This window comes from Streptomyces candidus (assembly GCF_014207445.1).
Lineage (GTDB): Bacteria > Actinomycetota > Actinomycetes > Streptomycetales > Streptomycetaceae > Streptomyces > Streptomyces candidus.
This window is the reverse complement of the sequence record NZ_JACHEM010000002.1, coordinates 44,346-55,861: the sequence shown is the minus strand read 5'-3', so window position 1 is coordinate 55,861 and position 11,516 is coordinate 44,346. Positions and strand designations below refer to the sequence as shown.

10 protein-coding genes and 1 pseudogene are annotated in these 11,516 nt (G+C 72.7%); 3 read left to right on the top strand and 8 right to left on the bottom strand.

Annotation, left to right across the window (positions count from 1 at the left end):
* Positions 1 to 27: 27 nt before the first annotated feature.
* The 4 genes from HNQ79_RS03325 to miaA form a co-directional block, all read right to left on the bottom strand.
* Complete coding sequence (locus HNQ79_RS03325) at positions 28 to 2,217, bottom strand: RelA/SpoT family protein (RefSeq protein WP_185026698.1); 2,190 nt, start codon at positions 2,215 to 2,217, stop codon at positions 28 to 30.
* A 162-nt stretch (positions 2,218 to 2,379) separates the two neighbouring features.
* Positions 2,380 to 3,276 (bottom strand): diaminopimelate epimerase, encoded by an 897-nt coding sequence (gene dapF, locus HNQ79_RS03320; RefSeq protein WP_229923218.1) that lies wholly within the window; start codon positions 3,274 to 3,276, stop codon positions 2,380 to 2,382.
* A gap of 110 nt (positions 3,277 to 3,386) precedes the next feature.
* Positions 3,387 to 3,866 (bottom strand): hypothetical protein, encoded by a 480-nt coding sequence (locus HNQ79_RS03315; protein ID WP_185027574.1) that lies wholly within the window; start codon positions 3,864 to 3,866, stop codon positions 3,387 to 3,389.
* 106 nt (positions 3,867 to 3,972) lie between these two features.
* Positions 3,973 to 4,911 (bottom strand): tRNA (adenosine(37)-N6)-dimethylallyltransferase MiaA, encoded by a 939-nt coding sequence (gene miaA, locus HNQ79_RS03310; protein WP_185026694.1) that lies wholly within the window; start codon positions 4,909 to 4,911, stop codon positions 3,973 to 3,975.
* A gap of 195 nt (positions 4,912 to 5,106) precedes the next feature.
* On the opposite strand from miaA, the gene HNQ79_RS03305 reads away from it, so the two are divergent.
* Entirely contained in the window at positions 5,107 to 5,367 is a 261-nt protein-coding gene (locus HNQ79_RS03305; RefSeq protein WP_221507315.1) for a hypothetical protein, read from the top strand.
* Positions 5,368 to 5,419: 52 nt separating this feature from the next.
* A complete protein-coding gene (locus HNQ79_RS03300; RefSeq protein ID WP_185026692.1) occupies positions 5,420 to 5,668 on the top strand; it encodes an antitoxin in 249 nt (82 codons plus the stop codon).
* A gap of 137 nt (positions 5,669 to 5,805) precedes the next feature.
* Here HNQ79_RS03300 and HNQ79_RS03295 read toward each other — a convergent pair whose 3' ends face one another.
* Positions 5,806 to 6,513 (bottom strand): class III extradiol dioxygenase subunit B-like domain-containing protein, encoded by a 708-nt coding sequence (locus tag HNQ79_RS03295; protein WP_185026690.1) that lies wholly within the window; start codon positions 6,511 to 6,513, stop codon positions 5,806 to 5,808.
* A gap of 112 nt (positions 6,514 to 6,625) precedes the next feature.
* Positions 6,626 to 8,110: a tRNA (N6-isopentenyl adenosine(37)-C2)-methylthiotransferase MiaB gene (miaB, locus tag HNQ79_RS03290; RefSeq protein ID WP_185026687.1), complete on the bottom strand. Its 1,485-nt coding sequence runs from the start codon at positions 8,108 to 8,110 to the stop codon at positions 6,626 to 6,628.
* 94 nt (positions 8,111 to 8,204) lie between these two features.
* Between miaB and HNQ79_RS03285 the strand changes: the two genes are divergently transcribed.
* On the top strand, positions 8,205 to 9,203 hold the full coding sequence (locus HNQ79_RS03285) for a TAXI family TRAP transporter solute-binding subunit (protein ID WP_185026686.1): 999 nt from the start codon (positions 8,205 to 8,207) through the stop codon (positions 9,201 to 9,203).
* A gap of 37 nt (positions 9,204 to 9,240) precedes the next feature.
* On the opposite strand, the gene HNQ79_RS03280 is transcribed toward HNQ79_RS03285, so the two are convergent.
* Both HNQ79_RS03280 and HNQ79_RS03275 read right to left on the bottom strand, forming a co-directional pair.
* Complete coding sequence (locus HNQ79_RS03280) at positions 9,241 to 10,632, bottom strand: sensor histidine kinase (protein ID WP_185026684.1); 1,392 nt, start codon at positions 10,630 to 10,632, stop codon at positions 9,241 to 9,243.
* 139 nt (positions 10,633 to 10,771) lie between these two features.
* Positions 10,772 to 11,476, bottom strand: a pseudogene (locus tag HNQ79_RS03275) (response regulator transcription factor); the annotation flags it as partial.
* Positions 11,477 to 11,516: the final 40 nt, after the last annotated feature.

The window sequence follows — 11,516 nt, the reverse complement described above, 5'->3', positions numbered from 1 at the left end:
GGCCCGCGCGCCGCACCCGTCGGCGGGTCAGGCGGTCGCGGGGTGCTGGGCGCGGCTGACGTCGTAGACCCCGGCGACCTCGCGCATGGCGCGCATGAGTGCGGGGAGCCCGGTGGCGTCCGGGAGCTGCAGCGTGTACGTGTGCCGCACCCGCTGTTCCATGGGCGGCTCGACGGTGGCGGAGACGACTTCGGCGCCCGCCGTGGCGATGGCCTCGGTGAGGTCGGCGAGCAGGTGGGGCCGGCCGAAGGACTCGGCGATCAGTGTGACCCGGCAGTCCGCGGTGGCCTGCCAGTGCACGGCGACCGGTTCGCGTCCCAGGGCCCGCATGCGGGCCACGGCGGCGCAGCCTTCGCGATGGACGGTGACCACGCCGCCGCGGACGGCGAAGCCCAGTACCCGGTCGGGGGGTACGGGCGTACAGCATCCGGCCATGCGCACGCTCGTGTCCGGCAGGTCGGTGACCGCGTTCTCCGGTGCGGCCCGTAGGACGCCCTCACCGCCCGTCGGAGCGTCCGGCGCCGTCGGGACGCCGGGCGGGGTCCCGGTGCTCCCCGCGTCCGCTCCCGCGGCCTTGGGCGGCCCCGCGTCGTGCGCGGTCGACGGGTCGGCGAGCCAGCCCGCGATGGCGATCCGCGCGGCCGGGGTGCGGGCGTGGTCGAGCCAGTCGGGCGAGGGCCCGGAGGTCGCGTCGTGGGCCAGCAGCAGTTGCACGCTGTCGCCGTCGCGCAGGACGGTGCTGAGGGTGGCCAGCCGGCCGTTGACGCGGGCCCCGATGCAGGCGTGCGCCTCTTCGCCGTACTGGGCGTACGCGGCGTCCACGCAGCTCGCCCCGGCGGGCAGCCCGAGCGTGCCTCCGTCGGAGCGGAAGACGGTGATCTCGCGGTCCTGGGCGAGGTCGGCGCGCAGCGACGTCCAGAAGGCGTCGGGGTCGGGGGTGGCCTCCTGCCATTCGAGGAGCCGGGAGAGCCAGCCGGGCCGGGTGGGGTCGATCCGCTCACCGTCCGGTGCGGTTTCGGCGGGGTCCGGCTGTGCGTAGGGATTGCCGAGCGCGACGACGCCCGCTTCCGCCACCTTGTGCATCTGGTGCGTACGGATGAGCACTTCGGCGACCGCCCCGTCGTCGCTCGCGACGGCGGTGTGCAGCGACTGGTACAGGTTGAACTTGGGCGAGGCGATGAAGTCCTTGAACTCGGAGATCACCGGGGTGAAACAGGTGTGCAGCTCACCGAGGACGGCGTAGCAGTCGGCGTCCTCGGCCACCAGCACGAGCAGCCGCCCGAAGTCCGTGCCGCGCAGCTCGCCCCGCTTGAGGGAGACGCGGTGCACGGAGACGGAGTGCCGCGGGCGGACGGCGACCTCGGCGGTGATGCCCGCGTCCTTGAGGACGCCGCGGACGTTCTCCGCGATCGGGGCGAGCGGGTCGCCGTGCGCGGCGTTGGCGTCGATCAGGGTGCGGGTGCGGGCGTACTCCTCGGGCTGGAGGATCGCGAAGACGAGGTCCTCCAGCTCGGTCTTGAGCGCCTGCACGCCGAGGCGTTCGGCGAGCGGGATGAGGACGTCGTGGGTGACCTTGGCGATGCGGGCCTGTTTCTCGGGGCGCATCACGCCGAGGGTGCGCATGTTGTGCAGCCGGTCGGCCAGCTTGATCGACATCACGCGTACGTCGTTGCCGGTGGCGACCAGCATCTTGCGGAAGGTCTCGGGCTCGGCGGCGGCTCCGTAGTCGACCTTCTCCAGCTTGGTGACGCCGTCGACGAGGAAGCACACCTCGTCGCCGAACTCCTCGCGCACCTGATCGAGGGTCACGTCGGTGTCCTCAACCGTGTCGTGCAGCAGGGACGCGGTCAGGGTGGTGGTCTCGGCGCCCAGCTCGGCCAGGATCAGGGTCACGGCGAGCGGGTGGGTGATGTACGGCTCGCCGCTCTTGCGCATCTGCCCGCGGTGGGACGACTCGGCGAGGACGTAGGCCCGGCTGAGGAGGGAGAGGTCCGCGTCCGGATGGTGGGCTCGGTGGGCCTCGGCCACATGGGCGATCGCGTCGGGGGTGCGGCCGCGGGCGGCGTGACCGAGCAGGGCGGCCCTGCCGAGCCGGCGCAGGTCGATCCGGTGACGGCCGCGCCTGCGGCTCCGTGCGGCCCCTTGGAGCGCCGCCGACGGGGCCGTCGGACGGATCTCCGGGGACACACCGTTGGGGTTGGTGGCCTCTGCACTCATGGGCACCTCCGGCAGCCTCGACCGGCGGTGGGCGGGTGGAGACTCCCCCTGCCTTCGTCGGGAGTGTCCCGTCCGGGCCGGTGCTTGATGCTACCGACCCCACCACGCGGTGCTGACCGGGTCCCGCCCGGAGTGAAGCGGATCACCCGTTCGAGCGAAGAACTATGCGACGGCGAATTCGAGCGATCCCAGCCACGCGGGGTCGATGTGCCCCTCGGCGACGATCACCGCCGGGCCGCTCATCCCGATCGCGCCGTCCGGCGTTTCGGTGATCACCAGGCGTCCGCCGAGGACGTCGACGGTGTACGTGACGGGGTTCCCCGTGGCGGCCGGGTCGTGGCCGTCACGGCGGGCTGCGGCCACGGCGACGGCGCACGCGCCGGTCCCGCAGGACCGGGTCTCGGCGGCGCCTCGCTCGTGCACGCGCATCGCGACGTGCTGCGGGCCGCGGTCGACGACGAACTCCACGTTCACACCGTCGGGGTAGGCGGCGGGCGGACTGAACGCCGGCGGGTCGTACAGGGTCCCGGCGTGCGCCAGGTCCTCGACGAAGACCACCGCGTGCGGGTTGCCCATGCTGACGTTGCGGGCGGGCCAGGCGCGGTTGCCGACGGAGACGGTGACGTCCGTGCCGGGCAGGACCGCGCGGCCCATCGAGACGGTGATGTCGCCGTTCTTGTCGAGGTGGACGCGCTTGACGCCGCCACGGGTGGCGATGTCGAGGTCGCCGGCGTCGGTCAGGCCCGCGTGCTGGAGGTAGCGGGCGAAGACCCGTACGCCGTTGCCGCACATCTCGGCCACCGAGCCGTCCGCGTTGCGGTAGTCCATGAACCACTCGGCCCGGTCGGCCATCGCCCGCGCGTCGGGGTGCGCCTCGGACCGTACGACGTGCAGCAGTCCGTCGCCGCCGATGCCGGCCCGGCGGTCGCAGAGCCGCACGACGGCGGCCGCGGGCAGGGCGAGGGCGTTGTCCGGGTCGGGAACGATCACGAAGTCGTTCTCGGTGCCGTGTCCCTTGAGGAAGGCGATCGGCGCGGCGGCGGCGGGTGCGGTGGTCACGGGATCCATCGTAAGCGCCGGGTACGACGGACGATCTCCGGCCCGGTCGGCGCCTGGACGATGCGCGGGGGCCGGAGCGGCCTGCGTCCACGGGGGCCGCAGCGGCCTGCTCAGCGGAGCCGGGCGACGCGCCAGACGGCCAGCACGACGAGCGTCACGCACACCACCGCGTACAGGGCGGCCACCCGCCAGTCCGTACGTGCGCCGGAGCCCCGGGCGGGCAGGCCGGGCCAGGTGTAGCCGACGCGGCGTGCGGCGGTCATGCCCCAGCCCACCGCGCAGCCGCTGATCAGCAGGCCGAGCATGGCGACGACCGCACCGCCGTCGCCGATCTGGAAGGCCAGCGGGAAGGCGAACATCAGCGAGCCGATGGCGGCGAGCGTCACGATGGGGGCGAGCTGCCAGATCCGCAGCCGGCGCTGCGGACGCAGTTCCACCTCGACCTCGGCCTCGGGTGCCGGGAGTCCGGGGACTTCGGGCACCTCCGGGACGTCGGGCAGCTCTCCCGGTGTCAGGGACTGGTCTTCGGGCCCGTCAGGACTCAACCGCTCCGGTTCTTCCTGTGCTCTGTCGCGAGGGCCGGCCTCCATCGCCACGCGCCCTCCCACTCGGACTCCAACGGTCGATCGAAGCTCGATGATGGCACGCGCACGGGCACCGGAATGACGGGCGGGGCGTCCCGATGCCATCACGTGATCAGGCTGTGACCGCTCGTTCGAGCAACGCCAGCGCGAGGTGCGGAAGTTCCGCACGGTGCTCGGCCGCACCGCTCAGCCAGTGGACCCGGGGATCACGGCGGAACCAGGAGTCCTGGCGGCGTGCGAACCGCTTCGTGGCGCGCACGGTTTCGGCCCGCGCCTCCTCCTGCGTGCAGTCGCCGGCGAGGGCGCTCAGCACCTGCTGGTACCCCAGCGCCCGGGAGGCCGTGAGGCCCTCGCGCAGGCCCTGCGCCTCCAGGGTGCGCACCTCGTCCACGAGACCCGCTTCCCACATGCGGTCCACCCGCGCGGCGATGCGGTCGTCGAGTTCGGGGCGGGCGACGTCGACGCCGATCTGCACGGTGTCGTACACCGACTGGTGGCCGGGCAGCTGGGCGGTGAAGGGGCGGCCGGTGATCTCGATCACTTCGAGTGCGCGGACGATGCGGCGGCCGTTGCTGGGGAGGATGGCGCGGCCCGCTCCGGGGTCGGCCGTGGCGAGCCGCAGGTGGAGGGCGCCGGGCCCCTGCTCGGCGAGTTCCGCCTCCAGTCTGGCGCGGACCTCGGGGTCCGTGCCGGGGAACTCCATGACGTCGATGGCACCCTTCACGTACAGCCCCGAGCCGCCGACGAGGACCGGGGTGCGTCCTGCGGCGAGCAGCCGGTCGATCTCCTTGCGGGCGAGCCGCTGGTACTCGGCGACGTTCGCGGTGACGGTGACGTCCCAGATGTCGAGGAGCCGGTGCGGAATCCCGCCGCGCTCCTCCGGCGTCAGCTTCGCGGTGCCGATGTCCATCCCGCGGTAGAGCTGCATGGAGTCGGCGTTGACGACCTCGCCGCCGAAATGCCGGGCGAGGGCGACGCCCAGATCGGATTTTCCGGCCGCGGTGGGACCGACGACGGCGATGACCCGCGGTGCGGGAGCTGCAGTTCTCACCGGCCAAGTCTCGCAAACCCGCGGCGCTTCCCCGAACGAGCGACGTGACGAGGCGCGTGCGGGGTCGTTCCTGTTGCGAGGTTCCGCGCGCCGGTTTACGGACCGGCGTCTCCGGGCGGCGCAATGGGACGCACCGGACGGCGCGGCATTTCGCCCACACGAGTACGGTATGGAGTGGTAATGGATATTTTTGCGATGTTTCGCCGTAAGCCGAAGGTGTCCGCCGAGGCGCCGACCGGCGAGGAGCAGACCACCGCTCCGGAGGCCGGCGCCGCCGCGGAGCCCGTGACCGCCGAGCCGAAGACCGCCGAAGCCGACGACAAGGCCGACGCACAGGCCGCCACGGAGACGGCCGCGAACTCCCCGGCCGCCGCCACGGAGAACACGGAGATCCCCGGGCAGCCGTCCGCGGCCAAGGCAGCGGACAATGAGGTGGGCGAAACCGCCCGTACCTAGGTTCCGGTCCCGTGGGACCGGAACCCAGGAGTCCCCCGAGGGAAGGTGCCCCATGGGCTTTCTGGACAATTTGAAGGCCAAGCTGGCCCCGGCGAAGGAAAAGGCCGCGGACCTCGCGCAACAGCACGGGGGCAAGATCGAGCAGGGTCTCGACAAGGCCGCCCAGGCCGTCGATTCCAAGACCAAGGGCAAGTACAGCAACCAGATCCAGTCGGGAACGGGCAAGGCCAAGGACGCCTTGGACCGTCTCTCCACGAAGGACGACGGCGGCACTCCGCCGCCGCCGCCGAAGGCCTCCTGAAAGGCTCACAGGCGGGTACGGGAACGGCCGTGGAACCTTCCGGGTTCCGCGGCCGTTCCCGTACCCCGGGGCTCCCCGCACCCCGAAGCTCCGCCAGGCAGCCGCGGGCCGCCTCCGGCAGGGCACCGGCCCCGGCGCTACGTCCAGGCGGCGACGAAGTACCCCACGCCGTACGGAGCACCTTCGTACAGCAGCTGCCCTCCCATGTCCGCCCCGTCCCCGGCACCCGCGAGCACCTGCCAGGGGGCCCGGCCCGCGCACTTGAGGCCGTACGCGAGTTCCCCGTCCAGAGCGAGCAGGGCGGCGGTGTCGGCGGTGCCCAGCGCGCGGGCCGCGTCGGCGTCGAAGCCCTCGGCGCGTTCGTCGAGGTAGCCGGGCGCCTTCAGAGTGCGGCAGGCGCTCCCGTCGCCCATCACCAGGAGGGCCACCCGGCCCGCCCGCCCCGCCAGCTCGCGGCCGGTCCCGGCGCAGTGGGCGGCGGGCAGGTCCTCGGCCACGCCGAGACCCTCCACGGGCCCCGCCCAGCCCGTTCTGCCGAGAAGCCAGGCGGCCAGCGACAGGGACGACGGCAGGGGGCGTTCCGAGGCCGCTTCGCCCTTGCCCAGCCGCACCTGGAGGTCCACGCCGAATCCGCGGAAGTCCCCCCGCGCACCCTGCGGGTGCGGCCCCTGGCCCTCCGGTCCGGCCGGTCCGACCACGGCGAGCAGGTCGGGCCGGGCCGCGGCGAGCACTCCCAGCGCGTCCGCGCAGGCGCGGCGCACGGCGTCGAGCTCCGGCGCGGCACCCGCGGCCACCTCGGGTACGAGCAGCGGCGGGCAGGGACATACGGCGGCGGCTACGAGCATGTCCGGCAGCCTAACGCGGGGCCCGCGCACCTGGCCGGGCCGTGGGCCGCCGCATACCGAAAGGGAGGCCGGGACGAACCCGAGCGGCCCGGCACCTCCCCCACCAGTGCGATCAGTTGAGGGTGCAGCCGCCCGTGGCCGCGGGCAGTGGCTCCGGCACGCCGATCTTCGGCAGGCCCAGCAGGACGCCCGGACCCTGCCGCGGCTGCGCGTTGCGCTTCTCCCAGGCGTCGCCGGCCCGGGTGCGGCGCACCGCCGTGGTCTCGCCCTCGGCGAGCAGGTGGTGCGGCGCGGCGTAGGTGATCCCGACGGTCACCACGTCGCCGGGGCGCACCTCTTCGGCGGGCTTGGTGAAGTGGACGAGCCGGTTGTCGGGGGCGCGGCCGGACAGCCTCAGCGTCGCGCCGTCCTTGCGGCCCTCGCCCTCGGCGACCATGACCTCCAGGGTGCGGCCGACCTGCTTCTTGTTCTCCTCCCAGGAGATCTCCTCCTGGAGGGCGACCAGACGCATGTAGCGCTCCTGGACGACCTCCTTGGGGATCTGGTTCTCCATGGTGGCCGCGGGGGTGCCGGGGCGGATGGAGTACTGGAAGGTGAAGGCGTTGGCGAAGCGCGCCTGGCGGACGGTGTGCATCGTCTGCTCGAAGTCCTCCTCGGTCTCGCCGGGGAAGCCCACGATGATGTCGGTGGAGATGGCGGCGTCGGGCATCGCGGCGCGCACCTTGTCCAGGATGCCGAGGAAGCGCTCCTGCCGGTAGGAGCGGCGCATCGACTTCAGGATCGCGTCGGAGCCGGACTGGAGCGGCATGTGCAGCTGCGGCATCACGTTGGGCGTCTCGGCCATCGCGGCGATCACGTCGTCGGTGAAGTCGCGCGGGTGCGGGGAGGTGAAGCGGACCCGCTCCAGCCCTTCGATCTTCCCGCAGGCGCGCAGCAGCTTGCTGAACGCCTCGCGGTCGCCGATGTCGGAGCCGTACGCGTTGACGTTCTGGCCGAGCAGGGTGATCTCGGAGACGCCCTCGGCGACCAGGGCCTCGATCTCGGCGAGGATGTCGCCGGTCCTGCGGTCCTTCTCCTTGCCGCGCAGGGCGGGCACGATGCAGAAGGTGCAGGTGTTGTTGCAGCCGACGGAGATGGAGACCCACGCGGCGTAGGCGCTCTCGCGGCGCGTGGGCAGCGTCGAGGGGAACGCCTCCAGCGACTCCGCGATCTCGACCTGTGCCTCTTCCTGGATACGGGCGCGCTCCAGCAGCACGGGCAGCTTGCCGATGTTGTGCGTGCCGAAGACGACGTCCACCCACGGGGCCCGCTTGGTGATGGTGTCGCGGTCCTTCTGCGCCAGACAGCCTCCGACGGCGATCTGCATGCCGGGCCGCTTCGTCTTCATCGGCGCGAGCCGTCCGAGGTTGCCGTACAGCTTGTTGTCGGCGTTCTCCCGGACCGCGCAGGTGTTGAAGACGACGACGTCGGCGTCACCGTCGGCCCCTTCGGGTGCGCGGACGTATCCCGCGCCCTCCAGGAGGCCCGACAGGCGCTCGGAGTCGTGGACGTTCATCTGGCACCCGTAGGTGCGCACCTCGTATGTCTTCTCGCTCATCTCGCCCACCAGGGTACGGGGCGGCCGGCCGCCGGGGCGTCGCGCGGTACTCGGCTCTGGTCGGCGGGGGCGTTGAGCTGGCAGGATCACCGTCATGCCTGCCCTCCTGCGCCGCATCGGACGCCGTCGTGCCCTCCAGGGGGCGGTGGCCCTGCTGGCGGTGGGCGGGCTGCTGCTGTGGTGGCTGCTGCCGTCGGGTCCGCCGGCGCCCAGGGGGGCGGTCACCTTCAGCACGGGGGTGCCGACCGGGGTGTACCAGCGGTACGGGGTCCTGCTCGAAGATGCGTTGCGGCGGGACATGCCCGAACTGAAAGTGACGCTGCGCACCAGCGAGGGTTCGCAGGAGAACCTGGCACGGGTCGTGTCCGGGGAGGCCGACTTCACGGTCGCCACCGCCGACGCCGTCGCGACGTACCAGCGGCACGGACGGCCGGGTGCGGAGCGGCTGCGCGGTTGCGCCCGCTTGTACGACGACTACGTGCAGCTGGTGGTGCCGGAGGGCTCGAAGGTACGCACCGTCGCCGGCCTGCGGGGCCGGAAGGTCGCCGTGGGGCAGGCGGGCTCGGGGGTGCGGCTGGTGTCGAACAGGGTGCTGGAGGCCGCCGGGCTCGATCCCGAGCGGGACGTGGAGCCGGTGCCGATCGGGATCGACACGATGCCGCGGCGGCTGGAGTCGGGCAGCATCGACGCCTTCTTCTGGTCGGGCGGGCTGCCGACGAGCGCGGTGCGGGATCTGTCGGAGCGCATGCCGGTACGGCTGGTTCCGCTCGGCCCGGAGCTGGTGGAGGCGTTGCAGAGCCCGGACGACACCGCGCGCTACTACCGGTCGGCGGTGATGCCCCCCGACGCCTACGCCAAGGTGCGCAACCAGGAGGCCGTGCCGACGATCGCGGTGGCGAACCTGCTGGTGACCCGGGACACCACCGACCCCGAGCTGACGAAGCGCTTCACCGGGACGGTGATCGGGAGCCGGGACCGGATCGGCCGGCAGGTGCACGCGGCTCAGCTGGTGGACCTGCGGACGGCGATCTACACCGACCCGCTGCCGTTGCACGAGGGCGCGGCGCGCTACTACCGGTCGGCCAAGCCCTAGCTCCGGGCGGCGTCGGTCGGCCCGGTCGGCCCGGCCCTCAGGGTGCCGTGCGCGGAACGCAGACCGTCACGCGCAGCCCGTGGGGTTCGTTCGCGTCGTACCGGATCGTGCCCCGGCCCGCGAGCAGCAGGGCGCGGGAGATGGACAGGCCGAGGCCGGAGCCCTTGATGTTCTGGTGGCGGTTGCTGCGCCAGAACCGGTCACCGACTCGGGTGAGTTCGTCCTCGGTGAGGCCGGGACCACCGTCGGCGACCACGACGGTGCAGGTGTCGCCGTCGGTGGCGACCTCGACGGTGACCCGTTCCCCGGCGGGCGTGAACTTGACCGCGTTGTCGATCACCGCGTCCAGGACGCTGGAGAGCGCCACCGGGTCGGCCCAGGCGGTGACCGCTTCGGGCCCGCTTCGCAGCAGGCGTACGCCCTTGTCGTCGGCGAGCGGGGACCAGGCCGCGACCCGTTCGGTGGCGAGTTCACCAAGATCCGTCAACTGGAGGTCGGCGGACGCGTGTTCGGCCTGCGCCAGGTCCAGGAGGTCGTCGAGGACCCGGGCGAGGCGCTTGCCCTCGGTCCGCACGGAGGCGATCTCCTCGTTGCCCTCGGGGAGTTCGAGTGCCAGGAGTTCGATGCGCAGGAGGAGCGCGGCGAGCGGATTGCGCAGCTGGTGGGAGGCGTCGGCGACGAAGGCCCGCTGCTGCTCCAGGACGTCCTCGACGTTGTCGGCCATCTCGTTGAACGAGCGTGCCAGGCGACGCAGTTCGGGAGGGCCGCCGGAGGGTGCGACCCGGGAGTTCATCCGGCCGGTCGCGATGTCGTGAGTGGCCGCGTCCAGCACGCGCACCGGGCGCAGCACCCAGCCGGTCAGCCGGTACGCGGCGCCGATCGCCACGAAGAGCGCCGCGAACTCGCCGGCCGCGATCAGCAGCCAGTCGTGCAGGATGCGCGTACGCAGTTGTCCGGTGGGCGAGTCGGTGACCACGACGGCGATCACGTCGCCGTCCCGTACGACCGGCGAGGCCACCACCAGGGTGTGCTCCTGCCAGGGCCAGACCTGCGGCGGGTCGTGGCTGCGGCGCCCGGCGAGGGCCTCCTGGAAGGCTTCTCTGCCGGGTTCGCCGGCCTCCTCGACGGTCCAGTGGCCCGGGGCGGCGGCCATCGCACCGCCGTCGCGGTAGAAGACGCCGACCTGTATTCCGTACACCTCGTGATAACGGGTGAGTTCGGCCATCAGGGTGTCGCGGCGCTCGTTCCTGGCGGCGGTGCGCTCGGTGACGAACTGGGCGAGGGCGGCGAAGCGCGCCGTGTCGTCGATCCGGTCCACGACCACGTGCTGCTGCTGCGCGGCGGCTTCCCGTACGGCGAGCGGGAAGCCGAAGGCGATCAGCATGCCCGAGAGCAGGATGAGGAGGAGCGGAAGGAGGCGGGTGCGCACGGGAGAGTCGTTACGGGGCCTGGGCGGCACCCGGCGTGCCAGGGACGCCGGGCGGGTCAGCGGCGCCGGGGGCGGCCGGGGGGCTCGTCGCATCGGAGGTGGCCGGCCCGGCCGGGCTCCCGGTGGACTGCGGAGCGCCGGCGTCCGGGGAGACCAGCCGGTAGCCGACACCGCGCACCGTTTCGATCAGTGCGGGCATGCGCAGCTTGGAACGCAGCGACGCCACATGGACCTCCAGCGTGCGCCCGGTCCCCTCCCAGCTCGTGCGCCACACCTCGCTGATGATCTGCTCACGCCGGAAGACGACCCCCGGACGCTGCGCGAGCAGGGCGAGCAGGTCGAACTCCTTGCGGGTGAGCGGAACGGCCGTACCGTCGACACTGACGCGGCGGGTGGGCAGCTCGATGTGCACGGGGCCGAGCCGTACACCGGCGTCTCCCGGAGCGGAGGGCGTCTCCCCGGTCACCGTGCGCCTGCTCACCGCGTGGATCCGGGCGAGCAGCTCACCCGTGTCGTACGGCTTGGTGACGTAGTCGTCGGCACCGAGGTTCAGGCCGTGGATGCGGGAGCGGACGTCGGCGCGGGCGGTCACCATGATCACCGGGGTGCTGGTGCGCTTGCGGATCTTGCCGCAGACCTCGTACCCGTCCTGGTCGGGCAGGCCGAGATCGAGCAGGACGACCCCGAAGGGCTCCTGGTCGTGGGGCGCCCGATCGTCGGGGAGGAAGGCCTGGAGTGCCTCCTCGCCGTTGCGCGCGTGGACCACCTGGAAGCCGTGCCGGGCGAGGACGGCGGACAGGGCGGCGGCGACATGGTTGTCGTCCTCGACGAGCAGCAGTCTCATCGCCCCTCCTTTCCGCGTCGCTGATACCGAGTCTCCGGCC